Consider the following 20,284-nt stretch of genomic DNA (forward strand, 5'->3'; position numbering starts at 1 on the left):
GAATATTCCTAATCTTTTTAGCAATGAAGCGAATACTTTTTCCACTCCTGCTGTCCCTATCCGCTACTCTTAGCTGGGGACAGACAGCAGACCCGGAGGCCTTCTTCCGAGGCTTCCCCTCCCTAACCAAGAATACCATTACGAACGAAGACTTCGCCTACAGTCAGAGCCGAGACTCGCTCTTCGCTGCCCTGCCTCAGATCCCCTCCGTTCGGAAGATGGCACGACTCCTACAGAGTGATGATGAGCCTAGGATGGCCTACGGACGGCAGTGGAACTATGGGGCCTATCGTGTCTTGCACTTCTCCCTCTCGTGTGAGTTACCTCCGATGTGTACATCGCCCATCAGGCGGGTGTCGGTGATCGCCGTCTATGATCAGCGAGGGATGCTCGTGGATCATGCGGAGATCCCTTCGCAGACGATCATCCAGGGGACACTCTTCCCCTATAGCCTACACCTAACGGCTTACCACCCTCTGGAGGCCAATGTCGGCCGGTACGCTGTACGGCACGAACGCCTCCGTATCACCAAGGAGGGGAAGATACAGCGAGAGAAGCTCCATGACCTAGAGCCTAAGGAAGTATCGCTAACGGGCGATCAGGCAGGGGTGATACAATCACTTTAATACCGCTCTACGATGAACCGCAAGCTTATCCTATCTCTCCTGGCCCTCATCTTCCTAGCACAAGTAGGTGTAAAGGCACAGGGCGTGGACTTCAAGAAGTTCTCGGAAGCCTTCCCCGTGCAGGAGGCTCTACGCATAGATGACAAGACTTTCTTCCACAGCTCTGATCAAGAAGCCTCCTTCGTCTATGTCCCTAATCTCGCTCAGCTCAAGCCTATCCTGAAGAGTCTCCCCTGTGGTGAGTCCCTTCGCTTCTCCTATGGTAGGCGGGTGGTGACGGAGCGATACGTTGTCCTACACTTCTACCTCTCGTGCGATGTACCTAGCCGGGGGAAGCTCCCCTACAACAAGGCTGTGCTAGCGACCTTCACCCCCGCAGGCAAGCTCATCGACTACACGACCTTCCTAATGCATAGTGACGAGGGGCATACGCTCCTACTGGGGACACTCGCCCCCTATCTCCTAGAGGCTACCCTCTATCAGCCCTCGGACAAGGGGCAGGGGCAGTACTCGGTATCGCAGGAGCAGATCACGATCCATCCTACCACGGGTCGGATCCAGCGCCGTCCACTTGCCTTGCCCGAGCGCAGTGTCACCCTTCCTAGCGACTGGCCTCCACTCAGCCTTAGCCACTAGTCCCGTCGCCTCGGTCGCCAGAGTCCCCACTGAATTAGAGGGGGTACATCCTAGCTTCGTCTAGGGTGTACCCCCTCTCCTTTTTGGGGTGGGGAGGAGAGACGCTGAGCTGTACCCCCTTCCCTCACCTCCTATGGTCTCCCTCCCTAGGAATGCGCCTATGCCATTGGTTGGGTTACTTTATCTAACAATGTCTATATTTGCTCCAAGGGAAACGCCCTAGCGTACAGCAGTCCAATGCTCTGTACCGATGCCCTTCGCTCCTTGTTGGCCTTAGCCTTCCTCGCTTCCAGTTCTAGCTACCCCGAGTGAACTAAGCCAGCCCCCGTCCACGGAGCCCGCTCCGTCTCCTCCACAATGGTGCCACCACTAGTGACCATGGCTATATGCCTTACTATCGTAACTCTCACTTCTTTAATTTCAAGAATAAGTATGTCAAGATGGGTGAATTCGTCAGGAAGTAGACACATCCTGGGTTCGTGGTGGGGCATATCGGCTGTTTTGACCCTCCTGGGAATCGTCTTACTTAGCGGGTGTATTCAGATCTGGCCCTTCTGGACAGAGTCTACAGGCTTTGGGACGTACAGCCTCAAGATCTGTGTGGTCAATCATTCTGGAGTCGCAGTTTCCTCTTCTCTGCGCTTTGGCTCCCCTACGATGTCGTTCACTACCCCCAATGAGTACGGGACTATTGGTAAGCGAGGTGAGATAAGACCTAATAAGACGACAGAAGTAACGATTAGGTTTGAGAAAAAGGATTGGCCTCGTCGGGCGGATGGTCTCTTCCTGGTAGAGAATACGTCTGATGAGCCCCGTAGAGTCTTCGTCGTTCAGGATGGGGGTGCAAAGAAAGACCGACTAGCAGGAGATCGGCTTCTGGAGCATCTTGGGATCAAGCCCGACCAACTCTTTGCGAACCTATCCGAGCGGCTAAAGGCAGGCGGAGCAGCTGCCCTCACAGCCTACTGGGAGGAGGTGCACCGCCTTCGGCCCGACATCGCTCTACTGATCCCGCCGAAGAGCACCGTCGCCCTTCCTTGGCGTTAGCCTCCCCCCTTGCCCCTAGGGCTTAGAGAGACGGCTCGTAGCGCCCTCCACTCAGGTACTTTATCACCCCAGATAGAGTGCTCGTGGGGGGGGCTACGAGCCGTCTGTGTACTCTGTGACGAGCTCTAGGTACGTCGCCGATACCCCCGCTATCTAGGAGGGAGGAGTATACACGCGTGTATACATTAGTGTACACGTGGGTACACAAGTGTGTACACGCGTGTACACAACATCGCTCTAAGTATATCCCCGATAGCGCCTCTCGTAGGAGGGCTTCCTAGGGGAGGACGTCTTGACGCTCGGGGAGGCTAGGACATACCCATAGGTATAAGCAAGCACCCCCAAAGCGCCAGGGCATAGAGTCGCCCTGAGGGTGGCCTCGACTTGGTTCCCCGCCGAGCGTCTCCCGATCATCGCCCCTGGGGGGATGAGCCCCGAGGGAGAGGGGAATGCCCGTCTGTGCCTTTTGTGAATAATGCTTACCTTTGGACACTAACTTAATGTTGAAATCTATGGGTATCATCGCAACGCTTATCGTTGGAGCCATCGCTGGATGGCTAGGTGGGACTATCTACAAGGGTAGTGGACTAGGTCTGATCGGGAATATCATCGTGGGGATCCTCGGTGGTGGTGTTGGCTCTTGGCTCTTGGAACGAGTGCTGGGGGTCTCCCTTGGGGGAGGATGGGTCGGCTCTATCCTCACCGGGGCGATCGGGGCTGTCGTCATCTTGTTCGTGATCAATCTGATATTGAGAAAGAAGGAATAGCCCCGACAGGGCTCTCCCCGAGCGGGCAGACACGTGGAGGGAGAGTACGGATATTTTTTGTACCTTTGTGCGATTTTCCTATGTAGGGTCTGTGGATCAAGTGCGTAGCCTAAGGCAACGACACCCTACGGGGCTAACTTTTTAATAGTTATAGATACGTAATGTACGTCATCGTAGACATTCAGGGACAGCAGTTCAATGTAGAGCAAGGTCGTCGCCTGTTTATCCATCACGTCAAGGGCGCTGAGAGTGGCGCAGCAGTAGAGTTTGACAAGGTACTCCTCGTCGATAAGGATGGTGCCGTGACTGTAGGTACCCCTACTGTAGCTGGTGCCAAGGTCGTGTGTGAGATCCTCTCTCCTCTGGTCAAGGGCGACAAGGTGCTCGTCTTCCACAAGAAGCGTCGTAAGGGCTACCGCAAGCTCAATGGCCACCGCCAGCAGTTCAGCGAAGTCCTCGTGAAGGAGGTCATCGCATAACTAGAATTGTATCACCGCATTAGTTTAGACAAAGACAATGGCACATAAAAAAGGTGTAGGTAGCTCCAAGAACGGACGCGAATCAGAAAGCAAGCGACTTGGGGTAAAGCTCTTCGGTGGTCAGCACGCTAAGGCTGGGAATATCATCGTCCGCCAGCGTGGTACGCAGCATCACCCAGGTGTAGGGGTCGGTATCGGCAAGGATCATACCCTCTATGCCCTGATCGATGGTACGGTCGTCTTCACGCGCAAGCGCAACGACCGCTCCTACGTCTCGATTCAGGCTGAGGCCTAAGCGAGACAAGGGAAGCTCGGAGAACGACCACAACGATACCCGTCCCCATCCTGACCTAGCCCCCTACCAAAGAGGGGCATACAGTCGGGGCGGACACATCTCAGAGAGGTTGCTTCTAGGGATTTATTCCTTGGAGCGACCTCTCTCCCTATTTATGTTACTCCATACATATCATCTCATATGCTTACCCTAAAGCAAATCAAAGAACAGACCGAGGACGTCCTACGTCGGCTACAGAAGAAGCACTTCGAGGCACGTGAGTACATCACCGAGGTACTGAACCTAGATGAAGTACGCCGCCGTGCACAGCAGGAGCTGGATGCAGCCCTAGCGAAGCAGAACGCTATCGCTAAGGAGATCGGTGCCCTGATGAAGCAGGGCCTCAAGGAGCAGGCAGAGGCCATCCGTGCCGAGGTCGCCGAGCTCAAGAGCCGAAGCAAGAGCCTCGAGGAGCGTAAGGCCGAGGCTGAGGCCAAGATCCGTGAGATCCTCCTCCTCATCCCTAACCTCCCCAACGAGATCGTCCCCGAGGGCTCGACAGCCGAGGACAACGTCTGCGTCAAGACGGGGGGAGCTATGCCCGACCTCCCTGCGGATGCTGCCCCACACTGGGAGCTCGCCAAGAGCTATGACCTCATCGACTTCGAGCTCGGAGTGAAGATCACCGGTGCGGGCTTCCCCGTCTACAAGGGCTACGGCGCACGACTCCAGCGTGCCCTCATCAACTTCTTCCTCGACAACGCCCGTGCGGCGGGTTACCTAGAGGTACAGCCCCCCTATGTGGTCAATGAGGACTCGGGCTACGGCACAGGACAGCTCCCCGACAAGGAGGGGCAGATGTACCACGTCGGTCTGGACAACCTTTACCTCATCCCTACGGCAGAGGTGCCCGTGACCAACCTCTATCGGGATGTGATCCTCGATGAGAAGGACCTTCCCGTGCGCAATACCGCTTACTCGGCTTGCTTCCGTCGTGAGGCTGGCTCCTATGGCAAGGACGTACGTGGACTCAACCGCCTACACCAGTTCGACAAGGTCGAGATCGTCTGCATCGACAAGCCCGAGCGTAGCTATCAGCGTCTGGACGAGATGGTCGCCTATGTAGAGACCCTCGTGACGAAGCTTGAGCTCCCCTGGCGCATCCTTCGCCTCAGCGGTGGTGACATGAGCTTCACCAGCGCACTGACCTACGACTTCGAGGTCTTCTCTGCTGCCCAGCAGCGTTGGCTCGAGGTCAGCTCCGTGTCCAACTTCGAGAGCTATCAGGCCAACCGCCTGCGCCTACGCTACCGCGATCAGGAGGGCGTACAGCTAGCCCACACCCTCAACGGTAGTGCACTAGCTCTACCCCGCATCGTGGCGGCTCTGTTGGAGAATAACCAGACACCCGAGGGGATCCGCATCCCCGAGGCGCTACGTCCCTACACGGGCTTTGACCTTATCCCTCACCCCTAGCCACTAGAGAGGACGGCGATAGGTCGGGGCAAAGGACAGATCCCTACCACAACTAGGGAAAAGGCTCTCACCCCCCCTAGCATACGACAGAGGCGAGACACGTACAGCACGTGTCTCGCCTCTGTCGCTCCTGCCTCATCTCTAGGTGGATAGTAATTGATGTCTAGGAGGGGGCTAGAGCTAGGTAAATAGGGCATTGGGTAGACAGAAAATAATCTCTACCTTTGTGATGTAGCGGTCAAGATCCCCTTGGCTCCGGACGTCATCAGCCTCCTCCCAGTGGGCTCTCCTTCCATAGATACGGAGGGGTGGATCGGGGACGTATGAGACGGGGACGTGACCTGACTGCTCTAGCTTTTCAACCGTCGCATATCCATCTATAACTAACAGTAAAAGCATATGAAAGCTCTGATTACCCGTATCCTCCTAGGGATACTGTCTGTGATCTTCGTCCTCTCGTGTAGCAAGTCGGAGGAACCTCGTCTAAACCTTTCGACAGAAAGCCTACAGCAGACTCAGTGGGAGGGGACGTGTTATCCCCAGGGTGGTGATAAGGAGGATCTCTTGCGGGTACGCCTCAACTTCTACACAGATAGTCTGTTAGATGTCGGCTTCAATAATGCGCAATGGAAACTGACACATGCTCAGAAAAGCATCTACAAAGTAGACCGCCGGCAGATGAGCCTTGAGGTTTCAGAAAAAGAGCCTTGGCCAAGGCATCGCCCTTGGCCTCTGTATGCCTCCACTTGGATCCTCGTGGAGCAGAGAAAGGACTACATGAAGTTTGAGTACCGCCCCGTGCCCGACAAGCCTACCTGGATCCTTGAGCTCCAGCGCAAACAATAGCCCCCTCGAGCAATAGCCCCCTTAGGATACAAACTAACCCTAAGAAGCTACCCCATGAGACAGCCTAGGCCGTCTCATGGGGTAGCTTCTTTTATATCAGAGGAGTGCTGTCCACTCTCCTCATCGAGGGGCTTAGAAGGGGTAGCCGATGGCGAGGTGGAAGCCTAGGGCATCTCGGAAGCGGGGGATATTATACCACCCCTTGCGAGAGGTCTCGTAGGGGAGGTGTAGCCCCACACCGACGTCGAAGCGTACCACCAGGAAGGAGAGGTCATAGCGCATACCTACTCCCGTCCCTACAGCTATCTGCCGAGCGAAGTCAGCTATGGAGGAGAGCTCGGGGAGCGAGGCTCCGACACGGGAGCTATCCCGACGTAGGAGCCAGACGTTGCCCGCATCGAGGAAGACCGCTCCATAGCAGTCCCCGAAGAGGCGACCACGATACTCTACGTTGGCCTCTAGCTTCATCTCGCCGACACGATCCATGAAGGAGTAGGCGCTCTCCTGCTGCGTCTTGAAACGCCCAGGTCCGATACTGCGCACCGTGAAGGCTCGTATGCTATTCGCACCGCCGACGAAGAACTGCTCGATATAGGGAGCAGTAGTGACATTACCGAAGGAATAGATCGCCCCAGTGGCGAAGCGTGTGGCGAGGGTCTGGTTGCGGTCGATCCGCCAGGAGTAACGTAGGTCAAAGGCTGCCTTGACGAACTGGGCGAAGGGCACCCCAAGCATCGTCTTCGTCTCGGTGTAGCGTCGCCCGAAGGCCGTCATGAGCCCATTCGATAGGTTGCCTGCCTCACTGACCTCGCCGAAGAGCTGGAAGAAGTGTGGGCTCTCCTCTCGCTGTCGTGTGTAGGTGAAGTAGTAGCCGACCTTGGGGATGAACTGGTTACGAAGGCTGAGCCCAAGCGCTGGATTGTCCACGAGGAGCTTGTCGAAGGCTGCGGTGGTGCGGGTCAGCTGGGTGTAGTTCAGACTAAGCGGGGTGATACGGTGCGTCCATCTCGAGGAGGGCTGGAAGCTATAGTCCATCGTGAAGGAGAGCGAGCGTAGGGTATAGAAGCGGGCGTGATTGATAGCCTGCATCCCGACCTTGAAGCTCGTGGAGGTCGGGTACTTGTAGTAGCTATTCGTCCAGCCAGGAGCGAGGATGAAGGGGAAGGTAATCCCGAGGTCCCCCCCGAACTGGTAACTATTGATAGATATGGAGTTCCCCTCCAGAGGACTACGCCCCGTCTGCCACTCATAGGAGCCGTAGACATTCGCCGAGAGACGCTCCCCTCCGCCGAATAGGTTGCTTCGCTCGATAGAGGCGGAGAGCCCAGGGCCGATGTAGTTATTGGACTTCTTCATGAAGGCAGCCCCGAGGTAAGCATTCCACGGCTTGTCGGGGCGAAGGAGGATCGTGAGGTCTAGCGTCCCGAGGGTATCGGCTGCCTGCATCGTGAACTCGGGATGCGGGGTATCGCCTAGGCTGTCACTCGGGAGTACTGTGATGAGGCTATCGGTGCGGGTGCTGTCGTCCGTCTCTCGCTTGGCGAAGTAGAACTCCACCGAGGAGAAGGCACCGAGGTTGGTCAAGGCACTGAGCGTCCGCTCCTCGTCCTTGTGGCGGTAGATCTCCCCTTCCTTCATCCGAATACGTGTCCTGAGGACCGCAGGGCGTACGAGGGTCTTGTCCCTATAGTAGAGCATAATGCTATCACTTAGGGGGAGGCTATCGTTAGCTAGGGTCGTCGCCCCTTCGTCTGAGCTCCTCAGGAGGCGTAGCTGGATACGCCCGATCTTCCACTGCCTCAGAGCATCCATAGGAGCACTCTCGGAGATGACCGTACGTAGAGCTACCCGCTGTGGGGTCTGTAGGGTGTCGGCTTGGTAACGGATGTAGTCGGGCTTGAGGTAGTAGTAGCCGAACTGGCGGAGGTATCTACTGATGGCCTCACGATCCCGCTCTAGGATCTCTAGGGAGAAGGGTGTACCCGGCTGGAGCTCGCTCTCGGCACCGTGGTCGAAGTAGCGCCCCTTGCTCATGTACACCCGGGGGAAGTAGCTCACGGTATCCAGCAGGTAGAGCGGCCCTAGGGTCATCTGATAGCTGACCCGAGCCTGTAGGGAGTCCGAGGGTAGGGGGTGGATGGTGGAGCGGACACTCGCACTCATATAGCCCTGCTCCCGTAGGGTCTGCTGGGCAACTTTGGCTCGTAGGCTGGGGCTGACCTCACGCATCCAGACAGGCTTGGAGGTGAAGCGACGTAGGATATTGGCTAGTAGGGTCTTCTTGTCCGCTAGGCTACTGTATAGGTAGGGGCGCACTAGGGGGAAGGGCCAGCGTAGCGAGCTACTGCCGAAGATAGCACTATTGGGGGCATACTGGAGCTTCTCTTCGGCCTTGGCCACTGCATTATCTGCATAGCTCCCCTTGATGGTGTCTGTTACCTTGATGTCCTTGATCCCTATATAGAGCTGGTCATCGGGACCTTGGAAGCGATGCAGGGAGCACCCTGATAGGACGATGAGTAGGACGACCAAGGGGAGTAGAGGATGGAGCCAAGTCGGCCGCCGTCCCCTTCGCTGGGAGCTGGGGGTAGGGAGGCTTGCCATCGGGCTCTGGGGGGGGACTGTGGGGAAGAGGAGGAAGCGCATAGGGCTTATCATAGGGTTGCGACCACGTGGCGTCGCTACTTCTTAGGGGAAAGGGGGGTAGCGCCACCACGGGTAGCACTACCTGCTGTGCTCTTGGTGCCCCCTCCGAGACGCCAGGGCTGGGCGATGACCTTCTGAGGGGAGAGCTTGGGCTTCTTCTTGAGGAAGTTGAAGACGTCGAGCAGGCTATTCATCTTGCGTCTGAGTACGTACCCCACACCGGTCTCGGAGTATTCCCCCTCGAGGATATTGTCGGTCACACGCTTGTGGTAGAGGCTGAAGTACTGCTCCCCGGACTTGTCCACCTGGTACTGGATGGAGACGTTGTCGAGGAAGTTCTGCCCTTGGTTCCCTCGGTTAGCACCACTCTGCACCTTACCGCCGACGACGATGCGGATGCGGTCGTTGTAGAAGCGACGACTGAAGCTGTAGGTATAGTCCGTGTGTGCCGCCTCGCCCGAGGAGCCGTCGTAGTGGTCCATACCGATGCTGAGGTCAGTGCCCTGTAGGAGCTTGCCAGCGGTCTGGTTGATCTGAGACTGTAGGAGGCTCGAGAGGGCAGAGTTCAGACTTAGGTTGCCTGCACCCGAGGTGTTGGAGAGGTACATACCCGTGGCCATGAGGGCGATGGCCTGCTTGCCCTGCTCCTCGGCAGACATGGTGGATATGGTATTCTGCATCGAGAGGTTGTCGGGGGAGGAGATAGCGAAGCTGAGGTTCATCTTATCGACATAGTCCTTGATGCGTATGCTGACGTTGAAGTTCACTCGCTGGGTACTCTTGCCGTCCGAGGTGGGGACGGAGGCCTTGACCTTCTGCGTAGCGGTGAAGTTGAGGTAGGGGTTGGTCACCGAACCATTCCATGCTAGCGTACTCGTCGGGTCGATGGCGAACTGCTTGTTGCCCACCACAGGTAGGGTGTAGCTAAGCTCGCCCCCACCGCTCATCTCGTAGCGTCCGACGAGGCTCATCTCGCCATAGGGAGGGTAGGTGAAGTTGAGTCGTCCCCCCCCCTGCGCATGGACGTAGTCCTGCCCATCGGTCGTGAGGTCGGCACCGATACGTACAGAGGGATCGACATTGATCGTGAGGCCGACATCCAGCCCTCCGAGCGAGGGGGGAGCGACCTCGGAGCGATTGATGAAGAGGGTGTCCGAGAAGTCCTTGAACTCGACGAGCTCACCCATACGCTCGCTACTCTGTAGGGGGTCTTCTCGTAGGACATAGGTGCAGTTCGTCCCGCTCAGGATGTTGAGGCTCCCACGGACTCGTAGGCTGGTCATCAGCCCCGATACCCGCATGTTGGTCGAGGCGATGATACGTCCATAGAGGAGCTGATCCTCACGTGTCGGGTGGGGCTCATTGAGTAGGGTGAGCTCGTCCGAGGTGACTCGTAGCTCAGCACGTGCCTGTGGGGTGGTGCTGCGGGTGATACTTCCGTCGATATAGATCGCCTTCGTCGGGTCTGCGGAGGGACGTATGGCATAGTGGTCGAAGAAGAGGTTTGACTGCTCCATCCTCAAGGGGATGCTGTCTAGGCGTAGATGCGTCCCGTAGGTGTCGAGGTTCAGTATCGCCTGGGATAGCGCTAGGCGTCCCGAGAGGATAGGTGCCGTTAGCTGTCCAGAGAGGCTCACTGTACCACCGGCAGTCCCCTCAAGAGATGCCCCACTGGCGAGGATGAAGGGATTGGCTAGCTCGAGTGGGAAGGCATTGAGGGACAGTGTCCCCGAGAGGGGGGAGACACGCTGCTGCGGGCGGTATATCCCATCGATCGTCATAGCGGACTGCCCGTTGTAGCCGATGTCTGCGGTGATGTAGTGCGAGGAGTTGTCTCGGGGCTCATAGAAGAGCGAGGCGGAGAAGTGCCCGAGCTTCTTGTCCTCGTAGCGGAAGCCCGTGAGGGAGAGATCCCCCGAGATCGTGGGCTGGGCGCTAAGGCCTCCCCTGCGCTCGTAGTGGACACCAGCGAAGATATTGCCTGCGACGTCCGGCAGGCCTAGGCTACGGTAGTCCTCTAGGTGGAGATTACTGATGTTGAGGTCTATGGCCTGCACACCGCTCTCCTGCTCGGCTGCCTGCAGGGTAATATCCCCATGTGCCTTGCTTGTCAGGGCGAGCGTCCCGAGGAGGAAGTTGTCCCGCTTACGTAGACGCAGTTCGTTCTCCTCGTTGAGGGCGAAGTCGGCATAGGCGATACGTGCATGCCCTCTGTCGAAGTGCAAGCGATAGGACTCACCCTCCCATGAGCCCTGTATGTGTAGCTCGTGCATGGCTTGTCCTCGTTCGTCCTGCCATAGCAGACCCAGTGCACCCTCGTGGAGGGAGGTGCTGAGGTCAGCCTTGATATCGAAGCCCTCTTGGTTGCGGAAGCGAGACTTATGTATTCCCGCAGAGAGCTGTAGGCTCATGCTATCCCCCCGTGCCGTGGGGTGGTGTAGGGTGGTGAGGCTTAGCTCGGTGCTGTTCACTCGTAGGGTATCGACTCTGAGGTCTGATACACGGACGTGCCCCGTGATACCCTGTGAAGGGGAGGTGTTGAGGTCAGCGGTTAGGGAGCCGAAGGCGACACTCTGCTCGGCGAGGTAGTAGCGTAGGGGATTGTTCTTGCCCATCATGAGGGTAAGCTTAGCCTCTGGTAGCTGGCCGAGGAGATTGCCTAGGTGACCTTTGGGCGACTTCCCCGAGGAGATGAGTGTCCATTCACTGAGAGCCTCGCTGGAGAGCTTCGTCACGACACGTTGTAGGGAGCTAAGCCCAGAGGAGATGGAGAGACGTGAGCGCATGTCTCCCGAGCTGAGTGTACCGAGGATCGCCTGCGGGGTCGTCGTGACCTCGAGGTCGGCACGTGGTGGGGCGATGACCTCCTCGCCGAGGGTGAAGTGCATGCTATCGACACTGGCGACGAAGCTGTGCGTGTCCTGTAGGTCGGAGCGTAGCTCTCCCTCTAGGCGCAGCTTAGCCGCCATCGGAGTCTCGCTTAGCCCGAGACGGTGTAGATCTAGGTCAATGAGGTCGATACCGACAGCCGTCGTGATCCCCTTGCGAGAGAGGATACCATCGAGCTGTAGGGAGAGGTTAGCCCCTGGGTTCTCACTATTGAGAGATACCCCTAGGTAGCCCTTGTCAAGGCTCCCATCGAGGGTAAGGCCGTGTAGCTGTAGACTCCCCCAGCTAGCCTCGTGAAGTCGTCCCGAGAGGCTCACACGCGTATGGGGGCTAAGTGGGTCGAAGCCCTGCCCTCGTACCACTATGTCGGTACTCACCACCCCGATCGAGTCTAGGGGCATGAAGTGGCGGACATCCAGCCCTGCGACACGTAGGGTCGCCTCGTAGCTCTTGGTGGCCTCGTGGAAGCGTCCCTTTAGGGAGACGGAGCCTGTGCCCTCCGTGGCACTAAGGTCGGAGATGTAGCTCCCTCGGCGCAGGTCTACATTGCCCCGTAGGGTAAGGTCTGCTGGTAGGCGATATTCCTTGGCTAGGTCAGGAGCGACGAGGGCTAGTAGGAGACTTGCCTTCTTGCCGAGCTTACCATCTAGGTAGAGCTTGCCTGCTCGTGCACGGGCATCGGTGAGTGCGTAGAGCTTGCCCTGCATGGATAGGGAGAGCACATCGGGCCAACGTAGCTTGGCCTCATTCAGCCGTAGCTCCGAGAGGCTACCCATACACCCGACCCGGAGTGAGATCGGGGCGATGAGCTGTCTGTGAGCTAGCTTGCCACGGAAGACACCACCTTGGTCTAGTTCCTCCAGCTCCTTGCCCGTGAAGGTCAGGATATCCTTTGTCCCTATCGAGGCCTCAGCTGAGAGGAGGAAGTGTGCCAAGCTATCGCCCTGCATGATGCTCCAGGGGAGGATCATGTCGCCACGGATGAAGGAGGCATCGGTCGTCAGATCCAGTCCCTCTAGCTCGATACGTGTGCTGTCCATGCGGTAGAGCCCCGAGAGGTGAACGAGCTTCAGCCCCGACTGCTCTCGGAGCTGTCCCTGCCGGAGACGAAGGGATAGGAGCATCCCCTCGGAGTCGATGTCCTCGGCCTCTAGGCGTATATCAGAGGCTAGGATATGCTGGTAGTCGAAGACGGGCTCTACGGAGATCCCGTGATCCACGGCATAGCTGAGCTCACGACCCTCCAGACGGGCATGAGCTAGACGGAAGTGCATGCGCTCTAGGTCGGCCTCCCCTCGTGTGGCCTTGAGGCTCGTGACCTGTGCTGTCACGAAGAGGGAGTCTAGGGGCATCTCTACCTCTACCCGAGTCTGTGCTAGATCTATCTCCCCGGCACGTATCAGCCAGCGAATGGTGTCGGAGTCCTTCTCCTTCTTCGTCGTGTCAGCGCTGTAGTAGTGGACATAGCCCCCTCGAGCCATGAGACGTCGTAGCTCCACATGTTCCCGATCGAGGTCTACGAAGAGCTGCTCTACTGCCGCCTCGGGTAGGCGAGCCCTGAGGCGACTAAGACCGGTGCTGTCGGTATAGTTAATGGTGGCATTCTGCAGGTGAATGCGGGGTACCTCGAGGTGCTTGTCGAAGAGCGGGCGTAGGCTGGGTGATAGGGACAGCGACCCTAGGGTCAGGAGCGTATCCCCAGGAGCCTTGATCACCTCCACATCCCCGACGTGTAGGTCTAGGGGGAAGCCTAGGTGTAGGCGCCCGACGTGCACTGTCATCCCCGTCCGCTCCGATAGGATCTTCGTCACTTGTGCGACGACGAAGCGCTGCACAGGGGGGACGTAGAGGAGGATAGAGAGCAGTAGCAGGAGCGCAAAGGGGGCGATGAGTATCCCTAGTAGGATGCGCTTGATGGTCTTCGCTCGGGGCGACATGCCGTCTTCGTTGTCTTCTTTATATATGTGGGTGTCCCGCTCCTAGTGCTGTAGATACCAAGAGTAGAGGCGCTGTATGCCGTCCTCGATCTCTACAGTGTGGTGCCAGCCTAGGCTGTGGAGCTTCTCTACACAGGTGAGCTTGCGCATGGTGCCATCGGGCTTGGTGCTGTCCCACTCGATCACTCCCTGGTAGTCGGTCACCTCCGCTATGAGCTCAGCTAGGGCACGGATCGTCAGCTCCTTGCCCGTGCCGATATTGACGTGGCAGTTGCGTATCTCCTTGCCCTCGGGACAGAGGTCTAGGAAGTCTACATTCAGCAGGATATGCACCGAGGCATCTGCCATATCCTCACTCCAGAGGAACTCTCTGAGGGGACTGCCCGAGCCCCATAGCTTCACTCGTCCGGCGTATATGCCGAAGGGCGCAAGGAGCTCTGCTAGCTCCCTCTCGCTCATCCCCTCACGGTAGCCCGTGACGGGGCGCTTCGTGAGGTCGCGGAGGACGGCCTCTGTATCGTGCTCGCCGAGGCGTCCTGCTAGGTAGATCTTGCGGATCATAGCTGGTAGGACGTGGCTATTCTCTAGGTGGAAGTTGTCGTTGTAGCCGTAGAGGTTGGTGGGCATCACGGCCAGATAGTTCGTGCCGTACTGGAGGTTGAGGCTCTCACAGAGCTTGAGTCCTGCGATCTTCGCTATGGCATAGGGCTCGTTCGTGTACTCCAGTGGTGCGGTGAGGAGCTCCTCCTCACGTATGGGTTGGTGCGCCTCACGAGGGTAGATACACGTACTGCCGAGGAAAAGGAGATCACGCACATCGTGTCTGAAGGCCTCGCCAATGACATTCTGCTGGATCTGGAGGTTGTCGTAGATGAAGTCTGCCCGATAGGTATTGTTGGCAAGTATCCCGCCCACATGTGCTGCGGCTAGGATCACGGCCTCGGGACGCTCCTCATCGAAGAACTGACGGACGGCTACGGCATCCGTTAGGTCTAGCTCACTGTGGCTACGTCCAACGAGATTCGTAAAGCCACGCTTCTGGAGGTTAGCCCAGATCGCCGACCCTACGAGTCCCCTATGTCCTGCGACATAGATCTTAGTCTCTGGTGTGATCTTAGCCATTAGAGTCGTCCCTCCCTATGAGTGGCTACATACTGCACGTCGTGCTCGACCATGAGACGTACGAGCTCCTCGAAGCTCGTCTTCTGCGGATTCCATCCCAGCAGGGTCTTGGCCTTCGTGGGGTCACCTAGCAGGGTCTCGACCTCTGCGGGGCGGAAGTACTTGGGATCGACCTCTACCAGCACACGGCCCGTAGCCTGGTCTATCCCCTGCTCCTGGACGCCCTCACCCTGCCAGCGAAGCTCTATGCCCACATGTGCGAAGGCACGCTCGGTGAACTCACGGACAGAGTGCTGCTCCCCGGTGGCGATCACAAAGTCCTCGGGCTGCTCATGCTGGAGCATCAGCCACATACACTCTACGTAGTCACGTGCGTAGCCCCAGTCACGTAGGGCATCGAGGTTCCCTAGGTAGAGCTTGTCCTGCTGTCCTGCTGCGATACGGGCAGCAGCGAGGGTGATCTTCCTCGTGACGAAGGTTTCGCCTCGGCGCTCACTCTCGTGGTTGAAGAGGATGCCATTGACAGCGAACATCCCGTAGCTCTCTCGGTAGTTCTTCGTGATCCAGTAGCCGTAGAGCTTCGCTACACCATACGGTGAGCGAGGATAGAAGGGGGTCGTCTCCCGCTGGGGGGTCTCTTGTACGAGCCCGAAGAGCTCGGAGGTGGAGGCCTGATAGATCCTCGTCTTGCGCTCCAGACCTAGGATACGTACTGCCTCTAGGAGCCTAAGTGTCCCCGTAGCATCTGACTCGGCGGTGTACTCGGGTACATCGAAGGAGACCTTGACGTGGCTCTGTGCTGCTAGGTTGTAGATCTCATCGGGCTGTGTCATCTGGATGATGCGGATCAGCGAACTAGAGTCCGTCATATCCCCATAGTGAAGGTTGATGGAGCGCTGCTGCTTCATATCGCGTACCCACTCGTCGAAGTAGAGGTGCTCGATACGACCGGTATTGAAGGACGAAGAGCGGCGAATGATCCCATGCACCTCATAGCCCTTCTCTAGTAGGAATTCAGCGAGGAACGAGCCATCCTGACCCGTGATCCCCGTGATGAGTGCGACTTTGTTCACTGTACACATGTTTTACTACTGATGAATCTTTGGCACAAAGATACGTATATAATATAGGAGGTCGATACCCCCTAGGGGAGGGGTGCGTACGGCCTGAGGACGAGATACCCCACCCTAGGGCTCATGCGTGCCGTGGGGTGGGGTATCGTCGGGGAGTATCTTGGTATCCTTAGTGCTGTCCTCGCTGGAAGCTCAGGATGCTGTTGCCCACCACGCTTAGGCTACTGAGCATCATCAGTCCGCCTGCGAGCATAGGGTTCATCAGATAGCCCGTGAAGGGGTAGAGCACACCTGCTGCGATGGGGATAGCGGCGAGGTTGTAGATACAGGCCCAGAAGAGGTTCTGACGTATCGTCCCTAGTGTCCTATGGGCTAGGTCGAGGAGCTCCCCTACGGCCTCTAGGCTAGAGGAGCGTATGGTCACCATAGCCGTCTCCATCGCTAGATCACTCCCCTGACCCATAGCGATACTGAGGTCAGCGAGGGCGAGGGCGGCAGCGTCGTTAATCCCATCTCCCACCATCGCTACCCGCTTGCCCTCGGACTGTAGACGACGGATGTGCTCCGCCTTGCCCTCGGGCAGGACTCCTGCGATGTAGCTAATCCCCCCGACTTGGTCTGCGACGGCCTCGGCGGCTCGTGCTCCGTCCCCCGTGAGCATCACTACCTCGATCCCTCTGGATCTCAGACGGGCGATCGCCCCTGCCGAGGTAGGGCGGAGGGTGTCACTGATAGCCAGTACGGCCAGCACCTCGGTCTCGCTGGCATAGAGGCTACAGGTAGCTCCAGCCTGCTCACTCTGCTCGAGGGCACTCTGAGCCTCGGAGCTTAGGCTGATCCCTGCACTCTCGATGAAGGCTCGGCTACCGACCCGATAGACGACGCCCCCGATCGTCCCCTGCAGCCCCCTGCCAGCGACCTCGGCGAAGGCAGAGACCTGTAGTGGATTGAGCGTGACCCCGAGCTCCTGCACGATGGCCGAGGCGAGGGGATGGGCGGAGAGCTGCTCCAGCCTAGAGAGCCTCAGGTGATCTACCCGACTGCTCCCCGAGAGCCAGTGGATAGCTCGTACGGTGGGGTGCCCCTCGGTGATCGTCCCCGTCTTGTCTAGTACGATGGTGTCTATGTGCTGTGCGGCCTCTAGGCTCTCAGCATTGCGGATGAGGATCCCCTGACTAGCTCCCCGTCCGATACCCACCATGAGAGCTGTCGGGGTGGCGAGGCCTAGAGCACAGGGGCAGGCGATGATCAGTACGGTGACGGCGGCTACGAGTCCCTGCGTCGCTCCACCCTCGGGTAGGAGGATAGCCCACAGAGCCCAGGTAAGGAGCGCGATGAGGACGATCACGGGGACGAAGATGCGGGCGATACGATCCACGAGTCTCTGTATCGGAGCTCGGCTGGACTGCGCTTCCTGCACGAGGCGGATGATACGAGCTAGTACGGTAGCTCGCCCGACTTCGCTCGCGCGGTAGGTGAGGGTGCCCGAGCCGTTCAGTGTGCCGGCATAGACCTGTGCTCCTGCGGTCTTGGCCACGGGGATGGGTTCGCCACTGATGAGCTGCTCGTCGGCATAGGATTCGCCCTCTACGACTCGCCCGTCGACGGCGAAGAGCATCCCCGGTCGTGCCCTGAGAAGCATCCCCGGCTCGACCTCCTCGACGGGGATCGTGCGCTCCTGCTCCCCCTCGACGAGGAGGACTTCTCTCGGTTGGCTGCCCATGAGCTGTCGTAGGGCAGTGGCTGTCCTACGCTGTGCCCGAGCCTCGACCACCTTGCCTAGTAGGACGAAGGCGATCGTCATCGAAGCGGCCTCGAAGTACAAGTGGTGCAGGTGGTGCTCCGCCCCCGAGGCAAAGTACTCCCCGAGGTGCACGAGGCTAAAGACAAAGGCCGTCCCCGTGCTCAGTGCCACGAGCAGATCCATCCCTGCAGCACGTGCTCGTAGCTGCTGCCAGCCACGGGTATAGAAGCCCCGCCCCAAGACTAGGAGGACGATCGTCGTGAGTAGAGCCGAGACCGAGGCCTTGAGGGGCGTGATGGGGTGTGCCATCATGAGCCCCATGACGATGAGTGAGAGCACGATGGCGAGCACCGCTTGGCGTCGCTGGGTGAGCTCCTGACGGTGGCGAAGGGCTTCGATCTCCTCGGGGCTCACCTCATCGATACGTAGATCGTAGCCCATGCTGGCTACGGCTTCTCGCAGATTCTCGGGGGTACACTGCTGTTCATTATATACAACGAAGGCTGTAGCAGCCGATAGATTGACGCTGGCGGAGGAGACTCCCGTGACGCCCTCTAGAGCCTTCGTGGCATGCGAGGCACAGGCGGCACAGTTGAGCCCGAGTAGGGGAAATGTTTTCTTAATCATACCTAGACCAAATCTGTGATATATGAGATATCAAAGGACTTGCCTACTCCTATTCCGGGGGCACTCCTTCTTTGTATAGAGAACACCCCAGCACATGAACTGTTCATCCCGCAGGCCCTCTCCCTCCCATACCCACTCTCGTCTCTCCGCCCCTGCCTTTGCGCTCCTCCCTTTGTCCTTCGTGCACCCCCTTCTCTACTTTTCCCTCCGCTTGGGCCTCCGTCCCTTTACTCATCTCTCCGTCCCTCCTTGCCTCCATGCTCCTCTCCCGCCTACTCTGGATACCACCCTCGCGCGCGTATATAATTATGGTAGGGAGCGGGGGCAGGGTCGGAGAGAGTGCTCCCTCCTGTCCGTAGGGGGAGTGATAGGACGCTTTTTGCCCTCTCGTAACGTGCTCTGTGTCAGTCGTACCGAGTGGGCAAAAACGCTCTTACCGAGAGCGTACCTGCGCTCTCGGTAAGAGCGTCCTCGTCACCTTACATAGGTGATGGAAGCGTTCATTATAGGAGCGCAAGTGCGCTCTCGGTAAGAGCGTTTTTTTTCCCTCGGAATGCCCGAAATAGAGGGAGCGAGAGCCCCCGGGTGTCGAGCCTATCCGCACGCTCGTAGGGAGGGCGCTGGCGGTGGGGGCTAACGCCTCGATAAGAGCCCAGAGGCAGGGAGAGTAAGAGGGTGAGGGTGAAGGTGATTTGTGTAAGTGCGTTTTTTTTAGTTACTTTGCAGACCGATTGTAGAGTCCTCCCGAGGGAGGAGATCGCTGCAAGTCGCTCATAGCGTTAGAAATAACAAACTAAAATATAGAGTTCAATGTCAAAGATTTGTCAGATTACAGGCAAGAAGGCCATGGTCGGCAACAACGTCTCACACTCCAACCGTAAGACGAAGCGCCGCTTTGATGTCAACCTGTTTACGAAGAAGTTCTTCTGGCCCGAGGAAGGGTGCTGGATCGTACTGAAGCTCTCCGCCGCAGGACTTCGACTCATCAATAAGATCGGGCTCGACGCAGCTATCCGCCAGGCAGCTGAGAAGGGCTATCTAAGTGAAATCAAGGTAAAGTAGGGATATCATCATGGCAAAGAAAGCTAAGGGAAATAGAGTGCAGGTTATACTCGAATGCACCGAACATAAGGACAGTGGTCTACCCGGGACTTCCCGCTATATCACGACGAAGAATCGTAAGAACACCACTGAGCGTCTTGAGCTGAAGAAGTACAATCCGATCCTCAAGCGCATGACCATCCACAAGGAAATCAAGTAAGGAGATAAGACAATGGCAAAGAAAGCAGTCGCATCGTTCAAGAAGGCAGACGGCCGTACCTACTCTAAGGTCATCAAGATGGTCAAGTCTCCTAAGACTGGGGCCTATACCTTCCAGGAGGAAATGGTACCCAACGAAGCTGTGAAGGAATACTTCTCTTAACGTAGAGACGTCCCCCCCCTTCGCGAGTCCCCGCTCTGTAGTCCCGTACTGGAGAGCGTCGCACCCCACTAGAGAGGCTGCCCCACGCTGATGCAAGCGGGCAGCCTCTTCTCTGTAGCGTAGCCCCCAGCTCACTCCCCCCGACACCATAGCAATCCTCACCTCACACTCACTCTAGTACGAGTATATGCCCCCCAAGAAAGATAATACAGACCGCATCCAGCTCCTGAGCCAAGAGCGCATCCCCAAGCTCCTCATCCACTACGGAGTCCCCGCCGTCGTGGGGACGATGGTCAATGCCCTCTATAGTGTCGTAGACCGTATCTTCATCGGGCAGGGGGTCAGCGAGTTCGCCATCACAGGACTAGCACTGACCTTCCCGATCCTACTCTTCATCCAGGCCTTCGGGATGCTGATCGGGGTAGGAGCCTCCTCGCGGGTATCTATTCACCTAGGCGAGGGGAAGCACGACAAGGCCGAGAACATCCTGAGCAATGCCCTCCTGCTGACGATCGTGACCCAGGTGCTCGTACTAGTGCCTGCGATGATCTGGCTAGAGGAGATCCTCCGTGCCCTCGGGGCAAACGATAGGACACTCCCCTTCGCCTACGACTATCTGAAGATCATGATCCCGGGGAATATCTTCTCGACGCTCTGCTTTAGCTTCAATGC

Annotated in this window: 17 protein-coding genes; 12 read left to right on the forward strand and 5 right to left on the reverse strand. The window is 57.7% G+C overall.

Annotated elements, in window-relative coordinates; translation table 11 throughout:
- Window positions 1–23 precede the first annotated feature (23 nt).
- The 8 genes from QZ170_RS03240 to QZ170_RS03275 all read left to right on the forward strand — a co-directional run bounded on the left by QZ170_RS03240 (window position 24) and on the right by QZ170_RS03275 (window position 6,151).
- The gene (locus tag QZ170_RS03240) at window positions 24–626 is read left to right on the forward strand and encodes a hypothetical protein (protein ID WP_297176998.1); all 603 of its coding nucleotides are present in this window, start codon (window positions 24–26) and stop codon (window positions 624–626) included.
- 12 nt (window positions 627–638) lie between these two features.
- Window positions 639–1,262 (forward strand): hypothetical protein, encoded by a 624-nt coding sequence (locus QZ170_RS03245; protein WP_297177001.1) that lies wholly within the window; start codon window positions 639–641, stop codon window positions 1,260–1,262.
- Window positions 1,263–1,919: 657 nt separating this feature from the next.
- The gene (locus QZ170_RS03250) at window positions 1,920–2,309 is read left to right on the forward strand and encodes a hypothetical protein (protein WP_297177004.1); all 390 of its coding nucleotides are present in this window, start codon (window positions 1,920–1,922) and stop codon (window positions 2,307–2,309) included.
- A gap of 512 nt (window positions 2,310–2,821) precedes the next feature.
- Entirely contained in the window at window positions 2,822–3,076 is a 255-nt protein-coding gene (locus tag QZ170_RS03255) for a GlsB/YeaQ/YmgE family stress response membrane protein (RefSeq protein WP_297177006.1), read from the forward strand.
- Between the two features lie 161 nt (window positions 3,077–3,237).
- A complete protein-coding gene (gene rplU, locus QZ170_RS03260) occupies window positions 3,238–3,555 on the forward strand; it encodes a 50S ribosomal protein L21 (RefSeq protein ID WP_297177008.1) in 318 nt (105 codons plus the stop codon).
- A gap of 37 nt (window positions 3,556–3,592) precedes the next feature.
- Window positions 3,593–3,850, forward strand: coding sequence for a 50S ribosomal protein L27 (rpmA, locus tag QZ170_RS03265; RefSeq protein WP_297177011.1), 258 nt, complete (start codon window positions 3,593–3,595; stop codon window positions 3,848–3,850).
- 180 nt (window positions 3,851–4,030) lie between these two features.
- The gene (gene serS / locus QZ170_RS03270) at window positions 4,031–5,305 is read left to right on the forward strand and encodes a serine--tRNA ligase (protein WP_297177014.1); all 1,275 of its coding nucleotides are present in this window, start codon (window positions 4,031–4,033) and stop codon (window positions 5,303–5,305) included.
- Between the two features lie 399 nt (window positions 5,306–5,704).
- Entirely contained in the window at window positions 5,705–6,151 is a 447-nt protein-coding gene (locus tag QZ170_RS03275; RefSeq protein WP_297177017.1) for a hypothetical protein, read from the forward strand.
- Window positions 6,152–6,283: 132 nt separating this feature from the next.
- Here QZ170_RS03275 and QZ170_RS03280 read toward each other — a convergent pair whose 3' ends face one another.
- From QZ170_RS03280 to QZ170_RS03300, 5 genes are all read right to left on the reverse strand, one after another.
- Window positions 6,284–8,809, reverse strand: coding sequence for a BamA/TamA family outer membrane protein (locus QZ170_RS03280; RefSeq protein ID WP_297177020.1), 2,526 nt, complete (start codon window positions 8,807–8,809; stop codon window positions 6,284–6,286).
- A gap of 23 nt (window positions 8,810–8,832) precedes the next feature.
- Window positions 8,833–13,623 (reverse strand): translocation/assembly module TamB domain-containing protein, encoded by a 4,791-nt coding sequence (locus QZ170_RS03285; protein WP_297177023.1) that lies wholly within the window; start codon window positions 13,621–13,623, stop codon window positions 8,833–8,835.
- Window positions 13,624–13,665: 42 nt separating this feature from the next.
- Window positions 13,666–14,745: a GDP-L-fucose synthase gene (locus QZ170_RS03290; protein ID WP_297177026.1), complete on the reverse strand. Its 1,080-nt coding sequence runs from the start codon at window positions 14,743–14,745 to the stop codon at window positions 13,666–13,668.
- Window positions 14,745–15,827 (reverse strand): GDP-mannose 4,6-dehydratase, encoded by a 1,083-nt coding sequence (gmd, locus tag QZ170_RS03295; RefSeq protein ID WP_297177029.1) that lies wholly within the window; start codon window positions 15,825–15,827, stop codon window positions 14,745–14,747. Before gmd ends, QZ170_RS03290 begins: the two co-directional genes overlap by 1 nt.
- A 160-nt stretch (window positions 15,828–15,987) precedes the next feature.
- A complete protein-coding gene (locus tag QZ170_RS03300) occupies window positions 15,988–18,189 on the reverse strand; it encodes a heavy metal translocating P-type ATPase (protein ID WP_297177032.1) in 2,202 nt (733 codons plus the stop codon).
- Between the two features lie 810 nt (window positions 18,190–18,999).
- On the opposite strand from QZ170_RS03300, the gene rpmB reads away from it, so the two are divergent.
- The 4 genes from rpmB to QZ170_RS03320 form a co-directional block, all read left to right on the forward strand.
- Window positions 19,000–19,251 carry a 50S ribosomal protein L28 gene (rpmB, locus tag QZ170_RS03305; protein WP_297177035.1) on the forward strand — a complete coding sequence of 84 codons (252 nt, stop codon included), beginning with the start codon at window positions 19,000–19,002 and terminating at the stop codon, window positions 19,249–19,251.
- Window positions 19,252–19,261: 10 nt separating this feature from the next.
- On the forward strand, window positions 19,262–19,450 hold the full coding sequence (gene rpmG, locus QZ170_RS03310; protein WP_297177038.1) for a 50S ribosomal protein L33: 189 nt from the start codon (window positions 19,262–19,264) through the stop codon (window positions 19,448–19,450).
- A gap of 12 nt (window positions 19,451–19,462) precedes the next feature.
- Window positions 19,463–19,612 carry a DUF4295 domain-containing protein gene (locus QZ170_RS03315; RefSeq protein WP_081748368.1) on the forward strand — a complete coding sequence of 50 codons (150 nt, stop codon included), beginning with the start codon at window positions 19,463–19,465 and terminating at the stop codon, window positions 19,610–19,612.
- A 187-nt stretch (window positions 19,613–19,799) separates the two neighbouring features.
- A partial coding sequence (locus QZ170_RS03320) for an MATE family efflux transporter (RefSeq protein ID WP_297177045.1) occupies window positions 19,800–20,284 on the forward strand: 485 nt, incomplete at its 3' end.

It is taken from the genome of uncultured Porphyromonas sp., from assembly GCF_905372525.1.
Lineage (GTDB): Bacteria > Bacteroidota > Bacteroidia > Bacteroidales > Porphyromonadaceae > Porphyromonas.

Coding starts and splice junctions, on each gene's coding strand:
- rplU (WP_297177008.1), top strand. CDS start 3,238: ATGTACGTCATCGTAGACATTCAGGGACAGCAGTTCAATGTAGAGCAA.
- QZ170_RS03240 (WP_297176998.1), top strand. CDS start 24: ATGAAGCGAATACTTTTTCCACTCCTGCTGTCCCTATCCGCTACTCTT.
- rpmG (WP_297177038.1), top strand. CDS start 19,262: ATGGCAAAGAAAGCTAAGGGAAATAGAGTGCAGGTTATACTCGAATGC.
- QZ170_RS03245 (WP_297177001.1), top strand. CDS start 639: ATGAACCGCAAGCTTATCCTATCTCTCCTGGCCCTCATCTTCCTAGCA.
- QZ170_RS03315 (WP_081748368.1), top strand. CDS start 19,463: ATGGCAAAGAAAGCAGTCGCATCGTTCAAGAAGGCAGACGGCCGTACC.
- QZ170_RS03290 (WP_297177026.1), bottom strand. CDS start 14,745: ATGGCTAAGATCACACCAGAGACTAAGATCTATGTCGCAGGACATAGG.
- QZ170_RS03255 (WP_297177006.1), top strand. CDS start 2,822: ATGGGTATCATCGCAACGCTTATCGTTGGAGCCATCGCTGGATGGCTA.
- QZ170_RS03280 (WP_297177020.1), bottom strand. CDS start 8,809: ATGATAAGCCCTATGCGCTTCCTCCTCTTCCCCACAGTCCCCCCCCAG.
- QZ170_RS03250 (WP_297177004.1), top strand. CDS start 1,920: ATGTCGTTCACTACCCCCAATGAGTACGGGACTATTGGTAAGCGAGGT.
- rpmB (WP_297177035.1), top strand. CDS start 19,000: ATGTCAAAGATTTGTCAGATTACAGGCAAGAAGGCCATGGTCGGCAAC.
- QZ170_RS03300 (WP_297177032.1), bottom strand. CDS start 18,189: ATGATTAAGAAAACATTTCCCCTACTCGGGCTCAACTGTGCCGCCTGT.
- QZ170_RS03275 (WP_297177017.1), top strand. CDS start 5,705: ATGAAAGCTCTGATTACCCGTATCCTCCTAGGGATACTGTCTGTGATC.
- serS (WP_297177014.1), top strand. CDS start 4,031: ATGCTTACCCTAAAGCAAATCAAAGAACAGACCGAGGACGTCCTACGT.
- QZ170_RS03285 (WP_297177023.1), bottom strand. CDS start 13,623: ATGTCGCCCCGAGCGAAGACCATCAAGCGCATCCTACTAGGGATACTC.
- gmd (WP_297177029.1), bottom strand. CDS start 15,827: ATGTGTACAGTGAACAAAGTCGCACTCATCACGGGGATCACGGGTCAG.
- rpmA (WP_297177011.1), top strand. CDS start 3,593: ATGGCACATAAAAAAGGTGTAGGTAGCTCCAAGAACGGACGCGAATCA.